An 18,060-nucleotide genomic window follows, 5' to 3' on the forward strand; every position below is an offset into this window, starting at 1 on the left:
TTTTGAAATGAATCTCTGAAGTTAGTACCAAAAGTTAGAACAAAAAATAACTCTTTAAATAATTATGCGATTTTCTGTTTTATTAAAGGGATGAATAAAATATTTTAGTCTTTGGTTTATTTGATAGTTTATATTTTTTATCCTATACCTCTTTATAAATATTGACATTATATGTCGTGAAAATGCCAAGGAGTTTTAAATAAGAGTGTTAAAATTAAACGCATTCCAGAACCTTGCCGAATTAAAATGGCAGAAATATTTGTATGGCAACCTCTATATTTCCAATGATTAGTTTCTGACTCAGACTTTGGGAAATGAATTATAAATAAATAGGTAGGACAACAAAAAAAGCCCTACCGATATTATCAAGCAGGGCTTTTAATTTCAGTGCTCCGAATTCAATCTTTACACTGAAATGCCTAATTGAATAACACCCAAATTAAGCAGCATTAATACCATACTGGGCACAAACAGAAGCCAGACCGCCAGCATAGCCTTGGCCTACTGCGCGGAATTTCCATTCTGCATTGTGGCGATACAGCTCACCGAATAGCATAGCGGTTTCGGTAGATGCATCTTCAGTCAGGTCATAGCGAGCGACTTCAACTTGTGTGTCATCGTTAACCAGACGGATGAAGGCACCGGAAACTTGACCGAAGCTCTGGCGACGAGCTTGTGCTTCATGGATAGTCACTACAAACACCACTTTTTCTACATCAGCAGGAACTTGATCCAGTTTGATTTTTAGTGATTCGTCATCGCCATCCCCTTCACCTGTACGGTTGTCGCCAGTGTGCATGATGGAGCCGTCAGATGATTTCAGATTGTTGTAGAAAATGAAATCTGCATCACCACGAACTTTGCCGTTTGCTGCCAGCAGGAAAGCTGATGCATCGAGGTCAAAGTCTTGTCCGTCAGTTGCACGAGCATCCCAACCGAGACCGATCAGAACGTTTTTCATGCTTGGCGCTTCTTTGCTCAGAGAAACATTACCGCCTTTAGAAAGAGATACACCCATTGTTATTTCCTCACTTATTACGTCGTGTTAGTTATCTAGATTTTACGGAATTAGCTTGCGTTTTCTTTTTGTGGGAACAGCAGACTGGCAAGAATGCCGGCTGCCAGTACGCCAATTACCACAAATAAGCTGGTTGTGGCTGAAATCGAATAGCCGTGGTGGAATATGTGCTCAGAAGCATTTAGACCTAGTTTTATGGCAATAAAGAACAATAAAATGATCACTGCCTTTTCCAAATGCACCAGATACTTTTTCAATGCTTCAAGCACAAAGTAGAGCGTGCGCAGACCCAAGATAGCAAACATCATAGCGCTGTACACAATTAATGGTTCCCGGCTGACTGCAATCACCGCAGGTACAGAGTCAAAGGCAAACATCACATCAGACAGCTCAACTACTGCCAGACACAGCATTAGAGGTGTAGCATAAAGTGCGGCTTTGCTCGCCCGACCTACTTTCACATCGGCGTTTTCTGGTTTAGCCAACTCCTCATCCACTTCCTTTTGGTTCAGTACAAAAGCATGGCTGCTCAATTTCGGCCAAATTGGGAAGAAACGCTTTACCAGACGGTAGGCAAGGTGCTGTGAATAGTCTTCTATTTTATCGTCATCATCACCGCTTTTCAGCATCATGACTGCTGTCCAGCCAACGATAACCGCAAATACGATCTCAACCCACGGCCCAAGCGCCAGCAGGCTTGTTCCAATGGCAACAAAAATACCACGGAAGACAATCGCGCCGATAATCCCCCAATACAAGACTCGGTGGCGATAGCGATCTGGTACGGCGAACCAAGAGAAAATCGCCATGATGACAAACAGGTTATCGACGGAAAGAACTTTTTCCAGTGCGTAGCCCGTTACAAACAGACTCGCTGCTTCTGCGCCGTGATGGACATACAAGAAGCCCGCGAAAACAAAAGCAATTGCGACCCAGAAAATAGACCAAAGGGCGGCACTGCGCAGCGAAATCGGCTTATCATGACGATGCATAAAGAGGTCGATAAAGAGCGCACCAACCGACAGAATTATAAATACAGCAACGGTTTCCATCGGAAAACCAATGTGCGTGGATACCATGAAGTAAGCCTCTTAAATATCTGCGATTACAGTTCGAAATCAGACGGTGCAAAGCCAAGGGCTAAGCAAATTTCACGGGCAGCCTGTTTTTCGTCGTTATCAAAGTCACCATCACTCTTAGCGACAGCAATCCCGACACGTAACGCGAGTTGCGCCGCTTCTGGCTGCTGTTTTAGAGCCAGGATGAATTTCATGGCTTCACCTTTGCCAATGTCATCATCAAACTCATAGCTGCTGACCAGTTTGTTAAAGAATTCGATAATCTCGGAGGTATCGAATACTTTCAGCTCAGGGGAGTTTTTGATGAACCCGATCATTTTCTGCTTTTCTTCTGCGCTGACACCATTACTTGCCATAGCAACGTGTGCACATACTGCTACTGTACCTTCCATGAATTTTCTGTTCTTGAAGCGACTCACTTGGGTAGTGAGTTCTTCTCGGCCTGCATTGAATGCTGATTTGATTTTGTTTAAAAAGGACATCAGTCCCTCCGCTTATTGGTAAAATAGAGAGTTATTTCTTGCCGGATGTCCAGCTAAAGCCCCATCCAAACGCTCTGTCCATCTCTTGATGTCCGCTGAAATATTGATTGATGCGTTCTACTTTGATGGCGCCGTTTTCATTAACAAGGCGGGCAATGGCACACATACCTTTGCGGTTGTTGCCTTCTGTCATACGCGTTTCAATAGGGGGCTGGTCAGGGACATAAATTGTGACTATACCGTCGGTTTTGTCCCAGCTAGGCACGCCTTCGTAAATAAAGGCATAGATCAAAACTTCACGGATGTTCTTCCATTCAAACCCATTGACGTGGAGCCATTCACCGTCACGCACTTGACCGGTGCGATCATCGCCCTGTAATTCTACATACGGTTCATAACGGTAATCGCCAAAGCGATTTCCTAGTGCTTGTACAGCGTCTTTCTCTCCATCTTGTAGTCGGACGAATGCGCCGAGATCCAAATCCACGTTTTTGCTTGTACCGAACATGCCTTGCAATAGGCCTCTTGAGGAGGAGGAATTTTGACTCCAGTTCAGATTGATGCGAATTTCACCGTAGTTGTCGCGTTTGCTAAGACTGATAGTTGGTTTTTCTTTGGTCAGAGAAACCTTACTCAAATTCACATTATTTGGAGCTGGTGTAGTGGATGTCGGAGCAGGTGTTGAGGTTGGCGCATCATCAATAATATTCACGCCAAAATGTTCTGCCAGTGGTTTGAGTCCACCATTAAAGCCTTGGGCAATAAAGCGGAATTTCCATTCACCGTTGCGACGATACAGTTCGCCGAGGATCAAGGCAGCCTCTGGACGGTCTTGTACTTCAACATCTCCCTGCAAAATTACGCTGTTGTTCAGTTCGATCTGAATGGAAAGGTTGCGCAGATTGGAAATCGTTTGGTTACCGTCGCAAGTTGCGGTGAACGCAACTTTCTGGACATTTTGACCCAATGCAGGCAAGTTGACGTTGAATGAAGTATTGATGTTACCGCCAGTCAGGCGAATGGTGTTGTCATCATTGACCGGCTGGCCGTAGAACACCATATCTGGATCACCCTTAACTTTGCCGTCTGAATACAGACGGAAAGCAGAAACATCAACGGTTGAACCCGATAGAACCCGCACAGTAAGCGTTTGATTGGGAACGGGGGCATTGCCCCCTGGTGTCAGATTCATTAGCGCACCACCGTCTCAACGATCTGCGGATACATCGCGTCAATGGTACGTCCAAGACAAGGAACGCCGTGTGCCGTGAAATCCCACTGACCACCGTTGCGACGTAAGGAAGAGATGATAATGCCAGTGTGGGCGCCTTGCTCATTCAATTGATAGCGAGCAAGTTCTTTGCCGCTTTGGTCAACGACGCGGCAGAAGGCATTGTCAACGTCATTGAAGGTTTGCCCGCGGAAACTGTTAACAGTAAATGCAAGGTATTCAACATTGGTGGGAAGTTTGATTAGATCGACTCGGATAATCTCATCATCTCCATCACCTTCCCCAGTCAGGTTATCGCCAGTGTGTTGTATAGAACCACATTTTGATTTCAGTTGGCCAAACCATACTGTATCGATGGCATTGCCAGATTCATCAAGCAGAATGCAGCTTGCATCTAGATCAATTTCGTCATTGCCCCCGCTGAATAAACTCGCCAGAAAGCCTTTCTTCTTGGTCACAGGATCCCATCCCAGACCAAAATCCACTTTAGCCAGTGATGCGCTCTGTTTAGCGAGCGAAACTGACTGATTTTTGCTTAACGAAACCATTAATGACACCTCTATTCTGTTCGTCGGTGAATTACGGTAATTTCACGTATTAAAAAATCATAATATGACAAATAGATAGCTTAAATCTGTCATATTATGATTCCCATAAACAGTATGTCTGGTTGTTAACTGTATGATAGGAAACAATCTGTTTTCGTTTGATATGATTTCTTTTCCATGCGGAAAAGTCAAACAAATTTTGATCTAAAAAATCATAATATGATTGACATGTGCTTATTTGAAACTCTAGACTGCGACGTATATTTCACCGAATTAAAAACAAATGCTGAAAGTTACGTATTAGCTTAGGCTGAGATTTTTTTGAAAAGGCATCTCCATGACAATGTTGAGTGGCATCAATGTTGATAAAAAACAAGCTGATAAAAAACGGGTTTACCAAAAAAAGTTAAATAGCGGAACATTGACGGTGACGGCATCGCGTGGCACAGCATCTCTGGAAACCCTGTTTGATATCGCTGAACGCCGTAATCCCAAAAGAGCATTCTTATTTGTCAGTAAGGTGTTGGGGCGACATATTCCGGTCAAGCCATCGATCATGCGTTCGATTTATCAACAATTATCTGAACGGTTTCCCACTAATCTTCCTGGCCCAGTCCTATATATTGGCATGGCAGAAACGGCTGTTGGGCTAGCGGCAGGCGTATTTCAGGAAACGAAACACAAAGTCGATAAGCCAATATTTCTGACTTCGACACGCCATCCGGTTGATGGGGATTTATTGTGTGAGTTTAAGGAAAATCACAGCCATGCTACGGATCATCTGATTTATTGGCCAGCAGAAAGCCGTCTGCGCCAACGGGTGGCAAATGCCCGGACTCTGGTTTTGATTGATGATGAAGCAACCACGGGTAACACGTTCCTTAATTTGCTGGATGCACTACGTCATGCAGGGCTTGGGTATATTGAACATATTGTCACCGTGACATTGACGGACTGGAGTGGAAAGTCGGTTGTGAAACGCAGCCCATTGCCGGTTTCTGAGGTTTCCTTGCTCGAGGGGAATTGGCAGTGGGAAGCGGATATATCTGCCCCTGTACCGGTGATGCCTCAGGTCAATGTTACGGCTCGGGGAGAAATCAACATCATAGGTCAACAGAGCTGGGGACGGTTGGGATTAGATGAAATTCAGTGTGATATTGGCGCCGCAATCAATGCCAAAACAGGCGAAAACGTGTTGGTCTTGGGTTCCAGTGAATTTGTCTGGCAGCCGTTCCTGCTGGCTGAACGGCTTGAGCAGGAAGGGGTATCAGTGGTATTTGGTTCGACAACCCGCTCTCCTATCTCTTGCGGTCATGCCATCCAATCTGTTATGGCTTTTACGGATAATTATGGGCTTGGCATTCCGAATTTTCTCTATAATGTTGCGCACCAGAAATTTGATCGGATATTACTCTGTCTTGAAACCCCCAAAATGTCTGCTGATCCGGCGTTGATGGCGCAGCTTGCCCATATTTCTCCGATTGTCGAGATCGTTGGATATGATTAAGCCAGTTTGCTGACACATTAATGACTGCCTTATTTGGAGCTGTAAATAATGAATAGCTTTCCCTCTTTCTCTGGGAGTTATGCTTCTGATGATGTTCAATTCCTGCTAAAACCCGTTCAAATTGAGATGACGCCTGTAGATGTTAAGGAGCAGTTGATCCAGTCTGGCGCTCGCCATTATTCAGATATGTTAAGTCAGGAGCCAGAACCCACGTCTTATCACCTTGAACTGTTTGATAAAGCACTTGGGCAAGGGGCGGTTCGGTTGGCGACGGAAGTTGTGATGCTCGCCAAAGCTCTGGTATCCCGCTTTGGGGATATGCCGATTGTATTGGTCAGTTTGGTCAGGGCTGGCGTTCCTTTGGGGGTGATGTTGCATCAAACGCTCAGGGAAATGGGCAAGCGTTCTTATCATTATGGTATCAGCATTATTCGGGATCGTGGTATTGATAATACAGCGCTATCGTATATTGAGCAGAAACATGGAACGAATGGCGTGGTGTTTGTTGATGGCTGGACAGGCAAAGGTGCGATTACCACAGAATTGTCGCAATCTTTAGCGGGAAGAGAGGGGTATTCAGGTCTACCACGTCTGGTAGTATTGGCTGATCCTTGTGGCTGTTCGTGGTTGGCAGCCAGCGATGATGATTGGTTGATTCCTTTCGGTATTATGGGAGCGCCGGTATCGGGATTGATATCACGTTCGATCTGGTGTGAAGAAGGATTGCACGGTTGTGTGCAGTGTGATCACCTGATCAAGTTTGAGTGCAGCCGTTTATTGGTAGATACTATTGCTGACTGTCGTGATCGATTGGGTTGGGCTGCGATACCAGAAGCGGCTTGGTTGCCGCAGGAAAAAACACTTTTGCAGCAATTGAGTAAAACGGTGATTTCCAATCTTGCTGAAAAATACCAGATTGACAGTATTAACCGTATTAAACCTGGGATTGCAGAAGCAACTCGTGCAGTATTACGACGTGTGCCAGAACATGTACTCGTGCGTTCCCAGGATGATCCTGATGTTGGCCTGTTAGTTCATTTGGCACGTCAGAAAAATGTGGTCATTACGGAAGTCGGTGATCTAATCGGTCAATATCGTGCTGTAACTATTATTAAGAAGGTGGTGTGATGAAACCAATCCCTTCTCCTCATCGACTCGGCGCAACGCTGTATATGCCAGCTACCCGTCAAGATATTGCAGAAATTGTGTTACAGAATAAGATACCTGATCTGCGCTCGCTGGTTATTTGTCTGGAAGATGCAGTCAGTGAGCAGGATATTCCCATTGCTATCGAAAATCTGCGAGAAGTAATACAAACACTGGCCGCAGCAGATATCTCTTCTTCCAATATCGACCGCCATCGTCCCTTGATTTTTATCCGTCCGCGTGATGAAAAAATGGCGAATTATCTGGTTGCTAATGTGAATCTCAGTGCCATTGATGGGCTGGTTTTGCCCAAATTTACCTGTGCTTCGTTGTCCGGCTGGTGGGATGTTATTAATTCAACCCATCTGTGCATTATGCCAACATTGGAGAGTGAAGAGGTGTTTGATGTTCGGAAAATGAACCAGCTTGCGGACATTCTCAAAAAACACCCTTGCCAAGATCGCATTATTGCCTTGCGTATTGGCGGTAATGATCTGATGAATATTATGTCCCTACGGCGCTCCCGTAATTTCACTCTGTATGATGGGCCGATGGGATACGTTATTAAGATGTTGGTTGCCGTTTTTGTTGCGCGGGGATTTGCCTTGACTGCACCAGTTTGTGAGCATATTGATGATTTGAGATTACTTGAGAAAGAACTGGAATTGGATATTGTTCACGGTCTGGTGGGAAAAACCGCCATACACCCAAAGCAGATTAAATGTATCCAACGAGCGTTGATGGTTAGTGCCCACGATCATGCTGAGGCGCTGACCATTCTTAATTCCAGTAAAGCTGTTTTCAAATCGCAGGGAATGATGTGTGAACTTGCCACCCATCAACGCTGGGCGATGAATATTCTCGAACGGGTAGAGCATTATGGTATAGAACCTGAGGCAGCATAGGATCTTAAACGAACGAAAATATTGCTAACGCTTTTCATTCGCTTTGATATTGATTTACCTGTGATAGTAGCTATGCTGAAAGTTATTTTGTAGTTAACAATAGAGGGTTTGGGGTTTGTTATCCCTGACTTGGTAATAAAAAATGCTGCTTAGTCCCAAACAATTTAGAAATTTCAAATTAACCTTATTGCTTTCACATGGTAAACCGGTTAGTAAGGTGAGGATCATTAAGGAACTGAATTGTTCGGAGCCAACATTAACACGTGCATTGCGGGAATTGAGAGATCTTTACTGTGCAGATATCCGGTTTAGCAAAATGGGAAATACTTATCAGTTAGTTGATAAGGGGATTCTGACTAAGAAAGATGTAAGGAGGATTGAAGAACTGCTTGCTCAGCATCTCAGTTTTAAATCCGAAGAAGCCACTAGCCATGTTTTTCTTGATAAAGAGAAAAAAAAGCCGGTTTCTCTTTCTCTAAGGATGTCTGTCATCAGAAAAATTGATAGTTTGGCTAATCGCCTGGAGACAACCAGAAGTGATGTCGTTGAAATGGTTGTGGATAAGTTTATTGAAAAATTGCTAAAAGAGGCCATGAAAGGAAGCTCATCGAAAAGGCGAATTCCGTAATGCCAGCCGGTTGGGTTCAACTGGCATTAGGGCGATGATTGTTGGTTTGCTTGTTCGCTTAATGATTAATCGTTTAATGATTGTGGCGCGTAAGTTTATCCAGATATCCCATCACAAATGCGGATAAAACAAAGGTGAGGTGGATAATGACGTACCACATAAGTTTATTATCCGGAACATTCTTGGCATCCATAAAGACACGTAGCAAGTGAATGGAGGAAATGGCGACAATTGAGGCTGCAACTTTATTTTTGAGTGAGGTGGCATCCATTTTCCCCAGCCAGCTTAATTTCTCTTTACTTTCATGAATATCCAGGCTGGAAACAAAGTTTTCATAGCCAGAAAACATCACCATTACCAGCAATCCTCCAACCAGAGCCATATCAATCAGGGAAAGCAGCGTCAGGATTAAGTCAGATTCTGTAATGTAAAGCATGTGTGGCAGGATGTGCATGATTTCTAGAAAGAATTTAACCGCAAGGGCAAATAATGCCAATGATAAACCGAAATAAACCGGTGCAAGTAGCCAGCGAGAGGCATACATTGTGTTTTCGAGAAAGCGTTCCATTGTGTTTTTTATGTGTTACAAAAGGGGCAATAGTATAGATCAAGAGTGTGAAAGCTATGAAATACATATCGTAGCCAAGTGTTCAATGATGAACTATACATAAGCAGGCACAGTGTGATGCAGGCTTGTTATAATAGCGAGCCTGCATCTGTCCTGTTACTTACCAACCCAAGGTTGCTCCACCATCAACAACAATATCCTGCAAGGTAATATGACTGGCGAGATCTGAGGCAAGAAAAAGAACTGTGTTTGCAATTTCTTCCGGTAGGGCAATTTTTTTCAAAGGAATACCTAACTTAAATTGGTCAGGAAAACCATTAATGATATTTTGCCTGATTGCAGCGCTTTGCCACATATTATTTTGCCACATATTGCGTAGCATAGGTGTATCCGTTGAACCAGGAGAAACCAGATTACAACGTACACCGTAGGGAGCCAATTCAAGACCAACACTTTGGCACAGACTACGCATTGCAGCCTTAGAAGCGCCATAAGCTGACATTTCAACTCGTGGAACATGAGCAGCGTTAGAGCAAACAGAAACGATGTTTCCACTGCGTTGTCGTTGAAATTGTGGAATTACGGCTTGGAAGAGGTTAAAAGCGCCACCCGCATTAACATTGAAACATTGTTGCCAATCTTCCCAACTCAGGTTTTCTGTTCGTCCTGTTCGCAGGATGCCAGCACCATTGATCAATACATCCAAGCGAGGCTCTGCCGCGAGTAATTCACGGCAAAGCTGACTTACGGCTATATGATCACTGATATCTAACTTATAAGCAGTAAAAGGAAGAGCAGAATCGGGAAATACCAGATCGAATCCGATGACTTTCGCTCCGGCCTGACTAAATCGACTGGCAATGTGATAACCAATGCCACTTCCGGCTCCTGTCACCCAAACATGTTTATTGCTGAAATCAAAAGCTATTTTCATAGTTTGGATCCTGAGCTGGCAGTCAGCAAATCGAGCCAATTTGTCAACGTTGGGGTTTTCATTAGTGAGATAAAATCAACATTATGGTTTTCATAGCGCCAGCGTGCTGCCAGTGACATTATTTTTACCGAGTCGAGACCGTAATCCAGCATGTTTTCATGATCATCAATATCACCACAGTCATCATCCAATAAAGGTAGAATTTCAGCTCGGAGGCGTTCGCGAGTCCATTCAGGTTGCGGAGATATTTCATTGAGTAGTGTTTCTGTCGTTAGTACACGACCACAGCGGCCAGCAATATAATGTAATGCCATGATGTGTTCGTCGTGGCTGAAATCTGCCAATGCATCAGCGACAAAAAAAGGTTGGATATCACGCATAAAAGCATCTGTAGCCGTTATCATGCAACCAATATGAGCATAAATACCGCAGATAATTAATTGATTACGCCCCATGTCTTTCAATTGTTGTTCCAAATCTGAACGCTGAAAGGCACTGTAACGCCATTTTATTAATACGGTGTCATCGCTTTCGGGCGTCAGTGCGTTAGTGATGCTTTGTTGCTCTGGATGCAGATTTATCCCCGCGCCCCACATATCATTTAGCAAACCACGGTCTGCATCATCCTGATGTTTAGGTTGGGCGGTGTAAAAAACGGGTATTCCCTGCCTTTTACACATTGTTTTTAGACGCAAAATATTGTTGATAACCTGTTTCACTAGCAGACTATCCGTTTGCCAGAAATTGAGGAAATAATTTTGCATATCATGGATGAGTAGAGCGGCACGCTTGTTATCAAGCGGCCAATTCACTTTATTGATTGGTAATTCTTGAGGAGTGGGAAGAAGGTAGTCACTCAGTGTTGGAATACTCATTTTGTCCCTCTGTGATACGTTAAGGTGCAGCATGGATTAACGTGCTGTATGCAATGTGACGTAATTTCTGTTTATCGATTTTTCCGACAGGTGTCATGGGAAGGGATTGAACGTTTTCAAAGCGGTCGGGAAGTTTGTAATCAGCGATACCTTGCTCGCGTAAAAAGCGACGTAATATGGCTGATTTTACCTCTTCACGGGTAACGACATAGGCGCAACTCTTTTCTCCCATGATTGAATCAGGGATGGCGATCAAGGCTGCATGGATCACGAGTGGATGGCGTAACAGTAAATTTTCAATTTCCTCTGCTGCAATTTTTTCACCACCACGGTTAATTTGATCTTTTTCTCTACCCACAACTTTTAGATAGCCTTTCTCTGTCTGAATGACTAAATCACCCGAACAGTAAAAACCATTTTCATCAAATACTTGATTGTTATATTGAGGACTTTGGTAGTATCCACGGAATGTATAAGGCCCACGAGTCATCAGCAGACCGGGAACCCCATAAGGTAGTGGGTTACCCAAGCTGTCGGAGATCCACACTTCATCATCATCACTAATCGGGCGACCTTGAGTAGTGAAAATAGTTTGTTCGTCATCATCCAAGCGTGTGTAGTTAACTAACCCTTCGGCCATGCCAAATACCTGTTGCAGTTGACAACCTAACTCTGAAGGTATCCTTCGTGCCAGCGATTCACTCAGGCGGGCACCACCGACTTGCAATAACGCCAGACTTTCCAGTGGTGATTTATCCCCTGTCAGTGCAATAGTTTCCAGCCACAGGCTTACCGCAGGAGGAACTAAAGCAGCAACGTTAATCCGATATTGTTCAATCAACGGGAAACAGCTTGATGTACTGGGATCATTGGCCATAATCACCTGACCACCAGCATAAAAAACGCCTAATGCGCCTGGTGAACTCATTGGATAATTATGTGCGGCAGGAAGGGCACATAAATAGCGTGTTTGAGGATTGAAATGGCAGATATCAACACTGGCTCGAATGCTGTAGTAGTAATCATTGTGAGTTCTGGGGATCAGTTTTGGGATACCTGTACTCCCTCCCGATAGTTGGAAAAAAGCCACTTCATCTGCTGGGGTGGGCGTCGCGATAAAATGGTTTTCTTTTTCATTAATCAATGTTGTTAGGTCTATCGGGCTGTCGTTATCTCCCCGCAGAAATATGTGTGTCAGTGAAGAGTAATGAGTATGCAGTTGGTGAATAAATACATTGTCAGAAAAGAGTGAATGGCTACGGTCTGCAATCAATAGTGATGGTTTAATTTGCTCGGCATAAGCTAATAGTTCACTACGCTGATGGCTGAATAGGGCATTGACGGGAACCACACCTAAACGCAGCAGAGCAAAAAAGGTGATATAAAATTCTGCAATATTACCTAATTGCACCAATGCGGTTTGTCCATGCTGAACCCCACGGCGCTTGAGGGAAGCGGCCAGATTATCCACGAGTTGATTGAGTTGGCGATAAGTATATTGTTGATATGAGCAAATCAGAGCAGTATCTTCGTTGTCAGTATGACGCCTGAGTATGTCGCAGAGGGGAAGGTCAAGCCAATAGCCGCGCTGGCGATAGCGTTGTGATAATGTTTCAGGCCAGCGATTAAACTCAATACTCATAACACACGTTCCTTACTGTCAGATAATCCTAGAGCTTGTAGCATGGTGCCAAGTTTCACCCCTGTTTCTTGCCATTCAGCATGGGGTTGTGAGTCAGCTACGATGCCTGCTCCTGCAAAGAGTCGAATATGGTTTTCGAATAATTCACCACAACGAATGGTAACAACCCATTCCCCATTGCCTTTAGCATCACACCAACCGACAATGCCGCCAAAATAGTTGCGCTCGAAGGGTTCTAGCTGAGCGATAAGTTCGTAGGCTCGTTCTCTCGGTGTTCCACAAAGTGCTGGAGTCGGATGGAGTAAGCTGGCAACAGAGAGGGCGTTAGTGTGTTTATTGCGTAACTCGCTGCGTATTTCTGTCGCGAGGTGCCAAAGTAAAGGGGTGCTGAATATTGAAGGAGAGTCTGGGATCATCAATTCAGTACAATGTTCAGTGAGTGCGGTTCGGATTGCATCAATCACTAATTGATGCTCATGGTGATCTTTAGCTGAATGTAGCAGTGATTGGCGCAACGCATTGTCTTCCAGGATATTGTGACTTCTGCGTGCTGAACCTGCCAGTGGTTGAGAAATAAGGGTATTGCCCTGTTTACGTAGCAGAAGTTCTGGACTAGCACCAATTAACGTGCTGTTTTCTAGCGGGATATGAAAGTTGTAGCTATAAGGGTTTTGAGCATTAAGCTGTGTAAAAAGCTGGATAGAATCAGGCTTCCGATCAAATTTAATATCCAGTAGACGCGAAAGGACGGCCTTATCAAGCAAGCCATGATGTATGGCATCAACAGCTTGCAAGACCATCTGACAAAATTCTTCTTTTTCCGGCCATAAATGCCACTGCTTTATTTGTAATGATGGCATAGAGGATCGAGTGGAAAAATGTGCGGTTTCCCGTTCCAGCCAATGATATTCATAAGGTATATAGAGAGCAGAAGGTTGGCGTTTATCAAAAGGGATTGCCCCGACTGCAATAGGGTTTTTAATTCCGGCTTGTTCAGCTTGCAGGAATAATTGAGAGAGATGATCACTCAATGGATTATCAATATCATCATGATGATTGGCTGGGGTAGTGACTTTGGCAAAACGTCCTCGTGCATGTAGGCTCTTATTTGAAGACAGGAACACAAAATCATCACAACTAAAATCCAGTAATTCGGATGTGCGATATTCAGTCGTTAACTTAAGCACGATATTTCCCTGTTACTATTTGATAAAAAATTGGTTAAAAATAGATTGGTGTAAAAATCAATTATCTATTATTTAGTTTTATGGTTCGTGGCGCTTGAGACATAAAAGTGATCCAATACGTCTTAATATGTGTTGGTAGAAGCGATTCCAGTGGCAAAAAGCTTTTGCCTGATGCCACTGAGGTAAATGAGTTTTGCTTTACCAGTTATATTCCACTGTGGCAACGATGCTGCGTCCGCTGCCATAGAAGCAAGCACCTGCATTCGTGCACGAAGCGACATAACGCTTATTGGTCATGTTATTTACATTCAGTTGTACACTGGCACCTTTTAGTTGCGGGGAAGCTTCGCCAAGATCGTATTTCGCCATCAAGTCATAGAGGGTATAGGGTTTGACATGGAATGTTTCTTCATAATCACCGGAAGTAGAACCGGTATAACGTACGCCGGCGCCTAATGTAAATCCTTTCAGCGCCGTTTGTGTGAAGCTATAACTTCCCCAGGCAGATGCTGCATGTTCAGGAATAGAAGGCACTTTTTTACCAACTCGTGCAGTTCTGAGATCATCTTTGGTTTTGGTATCTGTATAGGTATAGCTTGCTATCAGATTGATCTCAGGGGTGATCTGAGAATGAACTTCGGCTTCCACTCCCTTTGAGCCAATTTTGCCAATTTGTTCACTAAAGCCAGCACCTGGTACGGAGGTTGTGACGTTTTTCTGCGTGATATCGAACAGGGAAAGTGTTAACAGGGTATTGTGATCTTTGGGTTGGAATTTAATACCGATTTCAGTCTGTTCACCTTTTGTAGGCTTGAAAGCAGGAGTGCCGGATTTACCTTGATCCAGATTAGGCTCAAACGAGGTGCTGTAACTGATGTAGGGTGAAATACCGTTATCAAAGGCATACAACAAACCCGCACGTCCTGTGAATGCACGGTCTTTTTGTGTTGTTGAGGTGTTTTTGATCAGGTTTTGTTGCTTGGTTTCAGTCCAATCATAACGCCCTGACAAGACTAAATTCCAGTTTTCCCAACTTAGTTGATCCTGCAAGTAAACACCTAACTGATTGAGTTTCTTTTTCCCATCTTGGTTGAGGGACAGTTCTTTTTCATCGACAGGAATACCCCAAACTGGGTTTGACCAATCAAAATTGTGCTTTCCTTTCTCATCCCTGTCACGCCAGAATTTATTGTGGTTATTTACCCACTTATAATCTATCCCACTGATGACGCTATGCTCAAAGTTTCCTGTTGAGAAAAGTGCTTTCAGTTGGTTATCCACGTTAATTGCTTGAGCATCATTATGTTCTCTCTGAGGGAAACGTTTAATGGTTGTCGGCGTGAGATCTGATGCATAGACGAGATATTTAGTGCGCTCATCTGATTTTGAATAACGTAGGTTTTGCTGGAAAGAGAAGACATCATCAATGTCATGCTCAAGAATGTAGCCGATAGATCCCTGCTCCCGTCTGGACTGATTAAAAGAAGGATCACTGAGATTCATATCGTAGGGAATATAACCTGCATTGGGAACCGATGTTACGGTGCCGATTTTAGGATAGAAGTTACGGAATCCTGCTTTCGGATCGTACTGATAACTGGTCAGTAATGTAAACGTTGTATTATTGTTGGGTATCCATGTCAGAGCTGGAGCAATGGCAATTCGTTCTTTTTTATAGTCTTTGACAAACTGCTTTTGGGTGCTGAGTACACCATTTAAACGATAGAGAACGGGAATGTTATCCCCCAGAGCACCGCCAAAATCAAAGGCTAATTCACCCAGGCTCTGATTACCTGCTTTCATCTGTACCTTGTGGATAGGCTGGTCAGTTGGCCTTTTGCTGGTCATATTAATCAAGCCCCCAGGGCTGACCTGACCATATAGCACAGATGCTGGCCCATGCACTAATTCCACACGTTCCAATAACCAAGGATCGAGCTGATTATTATAACTTAACCCATCAAGGAATTTAGGAGCATAACGAAAACCACGGGTAATCACTTCGTCGTTGCGGTTGGAAGAGCCGCGATAATTCGTCACAACACCACTCGAATAATTCAGGGCGTCAGCAACGCTCATTGCGCCTTGTGCTTCCATTTGTGTGCGATTGATGACGCTGATTGACTGGGGAGTTTTGATAAGAGGGGTAAGGCTTTTGGTGCCTGCGGCACTGTCTGATTCTACAAAATTTTTTTCAGAATCCCCTTTCATCTTGCTTGTGACAATTAAGGTATCTTCGCTGTTATTGGCAGTCCCATTATTGGCTGAGGCATACGGGGATAACAGTAAGATAGAAGCAAGCGATAAGAATAATTTATTATAGTTATAGTTTCTATTTGTTCTTTTTGCGGTTTTCAATCTTTCATTCTTGATAGGCAGTACCATAGATTTTATCTCTCAATATAGCTATTTTTAAAATAAATTCTTAAAAATCAAATATATAATTAAGGCGACACCATTATGGCTAAACTGAATAGTGAAGGCCTCCAGCCTCGTTACCCCGATAATGCTCCATTAATTCTGTTAGCCAGTGGTTAAGATTAATAAAATAAATTGGATGATATTGCAAACAAAAATCATTATCAATATCATTGGGAAATGATAATCATTTTTATTTTCCGTGTTCGTTGTTGGTATGGTGTATCAAATGGATATGTCATTTGTGAACGGATGTTTTTGAAGGGGATAAAGGGATGAAGTTAGTATTTCAGCCATCAGGTACGGTAGATAATTTATTATCTGATCCTAATGTTGGTAGTGAATTGTGGTGGAAAAACATTGCTATTTTGGGAGCTCCCATTATAGAAACTGCAAATAATCATCAAGTTAAAACAACCTTCTTTTGGCGAGATCCTCATGGGGACGAACAAAATTCACCTTTTCGCCGAGTCTATATTGATATCAATGGCATCACTGATCATCACCACCCGCAACCACAGAGCCTGCAACGATTGCCTGAAACGGATATCTGGTATTGGTCAGTGAACCTTGAAGATAACTGGAGAGGAAGCTATCGATTTATACCTGTTACTGACACATATTTGCCCCCCGAATTTTCCGATGAAATCAAGCAGCGCAATCAACAGCAACGTGAATGGTGGATCTCACTCTTTCCATTATCCATTTCAGATCCCTTGAATCTACAGGGTTGTCATCGTAATGGGCTTGGTTTGCCTTTATCGGCAATTCATATGCCTCATGCTTCTGCGCAGACTGCATGGTCACTCATTGATGGAATCAGCCCACATCATGCTATGCAGCCAGATCAACGAGAACCTTTGCTTTTGCATTGGCATAGTGATCGGCTTAACAATCAAAGGCGTATTTGGCTTTACTCCACGGGGGAAGAAACGACTCTTCCTCGCCCTCTTATCATCCTCTTGGATGGGTTGACTTGGGCGGAGAGAGTGCCGATTTTTCCGGTAATTGATGTAGCGACTGAAAAACGGCAGATACCAGAGGCGGTTTGGCTGTTGATTGATGTTATTGATATGCCGCATCGAGAGCGGGAACTTCCCTGCAACCCAGATTTTTGGCAAGCCATTCAGGATGAATTGTTACCGCTTATCGCACAGTATGCGGCTTTTAGCGATGATCCTGCACAAACAGTGATAGCAGGGCAGAGTTACGGTGGGTTGGCCGCATTGTATGCCGCACTCCATTGGCCACAACGTTTTGGCTGTATTCTCACACAATCAGGATCTTTCTGGTGGCCTGATAGAAAAATGGTTCGGCAGTTTCAGCCATCTGCTGAACATAAACCTGGCTGGCTGACACAGCAGGTGCTTGGGCAAAAAGTTATTCCTTCATCATTAAAAATCTTTCAGGAAGCGGGTTCCCGTGAAGCAGATATCCATTTTGTCAATGATCAAATGTATGCCGCGTTGCAAGGGGCAGGGCACAACGTGAATTATCGCGTGTTTAATGGTGGGCATGATGTGTTGTGCTGGCGCGGTGGGTTAATTGATGGTCTTAGTTGGTTACTGGCTAAGCAATGATATGACAAACCGATTATTGAAATCCAAGAATTGATGAGAATTAAAAAATGAATTTGGAACAAAAAAATCCTTTTGATGATGACGAAGCCACTTTTTATGTGCTGATAAATAATCACCAACAATATAGCCTTTGGCCTGCCTTTGCTGCAAACCCCACCGGTTGGGAGCGGGTTATTGGCCCGGACTCACGGGCCGCCTGTATCGCATACATAGAAGAGCACTGGGTGGATATGCGTCCGGCTAGTTTGCGCGAACCACGGATAAATCAAATTGATAATGCTGATGGTTTAACCTATCGATAAGAAAGGAAAT

Annotated in this window: 17 protein-coding genes; 6 read left to right on the forward strand and 11 right to left on the reverse strand. The window is 43.8% G+C overall.

Features of this window, described 5'->3' with window-relative positions; all coding sequences use genetic code 11:
* Nucleotides 1-439: 439 nt before the first annotated feature.
* Genes Xentx_RS09460 through Xentx_RS09480 form a run of 5 tightly spaced genes read right to left on the reverse strand, consistent with a single transcriptional unit; the run spans nucleotide 440 to nucleotide 4,358 of the window.
* Nucleotides 440-1,018, reverse strand: a complete 579-nt coding sequence (locus tag Xentx_RS09460) for a TerD family protein (RefSeq protein WP_074020001.1) — start codon at nucleotides 1,016-1,018, stop codon at nucleotides 440-442.
* A 50-nt stretch (nucleotides 1,019-1,068) separates the two neighbouring features.
* Nucleotides 1,069-2,097, reverse strand: a complete 1,029-nt coding sequence (locus tag Xentx_RS09465) for a TerC/Alx family metal homeostasis membrane protein (RefSeq protein WP_074020002.1) — start codon at nucleotides 2,095-2,097, stop codon at nucleotides 1,069-1,071.
* Between the two features lie 26 nt (nucleotides 2,098-2,123).
* The gene (locus tag Xentx_RS09470; protein ID WP_074020003.1) at nucleotides 2,124-2,579 is read right to left on the reverse strand and encodes a tellurite resistance TerB family protein; all 456 of its coding nucleotides are present in this window, start codon (nucleotides 2,577-2,579) and stop codon (nucleotides 2,124-2,126) included.
* 31 nt (nucleotides 2,580-2,610) lie between these two features.
* Nucleotides 2,611-3,771, reverse strand: a complete 1,161-nt coding sequence (locus tag Xentx_RS09475; protein ID WP_074020004.1) for a TerD family protein — start codon at nucleotides 3,769-3,771, stop codon at nucleotides 2,611-2,613.
* Nucleotides 3,771-4,358, reverse strand: coding sequence for a TerD family protein (locus Xentx_RS09480; protein WP_074020005.1), 588 nt, complete (start codon nucleotides 4,356-4,358; stop codon nucleotides 3,771-3,773). The genes Xentx_RS09475 and Xentx_RS09480 overlap by 1 nt, the downstream gene beginning before the upstream one ends.
* Before the next feature lie 343 nt (nucleotides 4,359-4,701).
* On the opposite strand from Xentx_RS09480, the gene Xentx_RS09485 reads away from it, so the two are divergent.
* From Xentx_RS09485 to Xentx_RS09500, 4 genes are all read left to right on the forward strand, one after another.
* Nucleotides 4,702-5,865: a phosphoribosyltransferase domain-containing protein gene (locus tag Xentx_RS09485; RefSeq protein ID WP_074020038.1), complete on the forward strand. Its 1,164-nt coding sequence runs from the start codon at nucleotides 4,702-4,704 to the stop codon at nucleotides 5,863-5,865.
* 48 nt (nucleotides 5,866-5,913) lie between these two features.
* On the forward strand, nucleotides 5,914-6,993 hold the full coding sequence (locus Xentx_RS09490; protein WP_074020006.1) for a cysteine protease StiP family protein: 1,080 nt from the start codon (nucleotides 5,914-5,916) through the stop codon (nucleotides 6,991-6,993).
* Nucleotides 6,993-7,916, forward strand: a complete 924-nt coding sequence (locus tag Xentx_RS09495; protein WP_074020007.1) for an HpcH/HpaI aldolase/citrate lyase family protein — start codon at nucleotides 6,993-6,995, stop codon at nucleotides 7,914-7,916. Before Xentx_RS09490 ends, Xentx_RS09495 begins: the two co-directional genes overlap by 1 nt.
* Nucleotides 7,917-8,058: 142 nt before the next feature.
* On the forward strand, nucleotides 8,059-8,544 hold the full coding sequence (locus tag Xentx_RS09500) for a tellurium resistance protein TerW (RefSeq protein ID WP_074020008.1): 486 nt from the start codon (nucleotides 8,059-8,061) through the stop codon (nucleotides 8,542-8,544).
* A gap of 73 nt (nucleotides 8,545-8,617) precedes the next feature.
* Here the strand turns inward: Xentx_RS09500 and Xentx_RS09505 are convergent, their stop codons facing one another.
* From Xentx_RS09505 to Xentx_RS09530, 6 genes are all read right to left on the reverse strand, one after another.
* Nucleotides 8,618-9,112 carry a TIGR00645 family protein gene (locus Xentx_RS09505; protein ID WP_074020009.1) on the reverse strand — a complete coding sequence of 165 codons (495 nt, stop codon included), beginning with the start codon at nucleotides 9,110-9,112 and terminating at the stop codon, nucleotides 8,618-8,620.
* 160 nt (nucleotides 9,113-9,272) lie between these two features.
* Nucleotides 9,273-10,046 carry a 2,3-dihydro-2,3-dihydroxybenzoate dehydrogenase gene (gene dhbA / locus Xentx_RS09510; RefSeq protein ID WP_074020010.1) on the reverse strand — a complete coding sequence of 258 codons (774 nt, stop codon included), beginning with the start codon at nucleotides 10,044-10,046 and terminating at the stop codon, nucleotides 9,273-9,275.
* Entirely contained in the window at nucleotides 10,043-10,921 is an 879-nt protein-coding gene (locus tag Xentx_RS09515) for an isochorismatase family protein (protein WP_074020011.1), read from the reverse strand. Before Xentx_RS09515 ends, dhbA begins: the two co-directional genes overlap by 4 nt.
* 19 nt (nucleotides 10,922-10,940) lie before the next feature.
* A complete protein-coding gene (locus tag Xentx_RS09520; RefSeq protein ID WP_074020012.1) occupies nucleotides 10,941-12,563 on the reverse strand; it encodes a (2,3-dihydroxybenzoyl)adenylate synthase in 1,623 nt (540 codons plus the stop codon).
* Nucleotides 12,560-13,750 carry an isochorismate synthase gene (locus Xentx_RS09525; RefSeq protein WP_074020013.1) on the reverse strand — a complete coding sequence of 397 codons (1,191 nt, stop codon included), beginning with the start codon at nucleotides 13,748-13,750 and terminating at the stop codon, nucleotides 12,560-12,562. Before Xentx_RS09525 ends, Xentx_RS09520 begins: the two co-directional genes overlap by 4 nt.
* A gap of 198 nt (nucleotides 13,751-13,948) precedes the next feature.
* Nucleotides 13,949-16,135, reverse strand: coding sequence for a TonB-dependent siderophore receptor (locus tag Xentx_RS09530; protein ID WP_083600930.1), 2,187 nt, complete (start codon nucleotides 16,133-16,135; stop codon nucleotides 13,949-13,951).
* 308 nt (nucleotides 16,136-16,443) lie between these two features.
* Between Xentx_RS09530 and fes the strand changes: the two genes are divergently transcribed.
* The gene (gene fes, locus Xentx_RS09535) at nucleotides 16,444-17,748 is read left to right on the forward strand and encodes an enterochelin esterase (protein WP_074020014.1); all 1,305 of its coding nucleotides are present in this window, start codon (nucleotides 16,444-16,446) and stop codon (nucleotides 17,746-17,748) included.
* A gap of 47 nt (nucleotides 17,749-17,795) precedes the next feature.
* Nucleotides 17,796-18,050: an MbtH family protein gene (locus Xentx_RS09540; RefSeq protein WP_074020015.1), complete on the forward strand. Its 255-nt coding sequence runs from the start codon at nucleotides 17,796-17,798 to the stop codon at nucleotides 18,048-18,050.
* Nucleotides 18,051-18,060 lie beyond the last annotated feature (10 nt).

This window comes from Xenorhabdus thuongxuanensis (assembly GCF_001908095.1).
GTDB classification, from domain to species: Bacteria; Pseudomonadota; Gammaproteobacteria; order Enterobacterales; family Enterobacteriaceae; genus Xenorhabdus; species Xenorhabdus thuongxuanensis.

Excerpts from the sequence above, each read along its gene's own strand:
- Xentx_RS09460 (WP_074020001.1), bottom strand. The coding sequence starts at position 1,018 with ATGGGTGTATCTCTTTCTAAAGGCGGTAATGTTTCTCTGAGCAAAGAA.
- Xentx_RS09465 (WP_074020002.1), bottom strand. The coding sequence starts at position 2,097 with ATGGTATCCACGCACATTGGTTTTCCGATGGAAACCGTTGCTGTATTT.
- Xentx_RS09470 (WP_074020003.1), bottom strand. The coding sequence starts at position 2,579 with ATGTCCTTTTTAAACAAAATCAAATCAGCATTCAATGCAGGCCGAGAA.
- Xentx_RS09475 (WP_074020004.1), bottom strand. The coding sequence starts at position 3,771 with ATGAATCTGACACCAGGGGGCAATGCCCCCGTTCCCAATCAAACGCTT.
- Xentx_RS09480 (WP_074020005.1), bottom strand. The coding sequence starts at position 4,358 with ATGGTTTCGTTAAGCAAAAATCAGTCAGTTTCGCTCGCTAAACAGAGC.
- Xentx_RS09485 (WP_074020038.1), top strand. The coding sequence starts at position 4,702 with ATGTTGAGTGGCATCAATGTTGATAAAAAACAAGCTGATAAAAAACGG.
- Xentx_RS09490 (WP_074020006.1), top strand. The coding sequence starts at position 5,914 with ATGAATAGCTTTCCCTCTTTCTCTGGGAGTTATGCTTCTGATGATGTT.
- Xentx_RS09495 (WP_074020007.1), top strand. The coding sequence starts at position 6,993 with ATGAAACCAATCCCTTCTCCTCATCGACTCGGCGCAACGCTGTATATG.
- Xentx_RS09500 (WP_074020008.1), top strand. The coding sequence starts at position 8,059 with ATGCTGCTTAGTCCCAAACAATTTAGAAATTTCAAATTAACCTTATTG.
- Xentx_RS09505 (WP_074020009.1), bottom strand. The coding sequence starts at position 9,112 with ATGGAACGCTTTCTCGAAAACACAATGTATGCCTCTCGCTGGCTACTT.
- dhbA (WP_074020010.1), bottom strand. The coding sequence starts at position 10,046 with ATGAAAATAGCTTTTGATTTCAGCAATAAACATGTTTGGGTGACAGGA.
- Xentx_RS09515 (WP_074020011.1), bottom strand. The coding sequence starts at position 10,921 with ATGAGTATTCCAACACTGAGTGACTACCTTCTTCCCACTCCTCAAGAA.
- Xentx_RS09520 (WP_074020012.1), bottom strand. The coding sequence starts at position 12,563 with ATGAGTATTGAGTTTAATCGCTGGCCTGAAACATTATCACAACGCTAT.
- Xentx_RS09530 (WP_083600930.1), bottom strand. The coding sequence starts at position 16,135 with ATGGTACTGCCTATCAAGAATGAAAGATTGAAAACCGCAAAAAGAACA.
- fes (WP_074020014.1), top strand. The coding sequence starts at position 16,444 with ATGAAGTTAGTATTTCAGCCATCAGGTACGGTAGATAATTTATTATCT.
- Xentx_RS09540 (WP_074020015.1), top strand. The coding sequence starts at position 17,796 with ATGAATTTGGAACAAAAAAATCCTTTTGATGATGACGAAGCCACTTTT.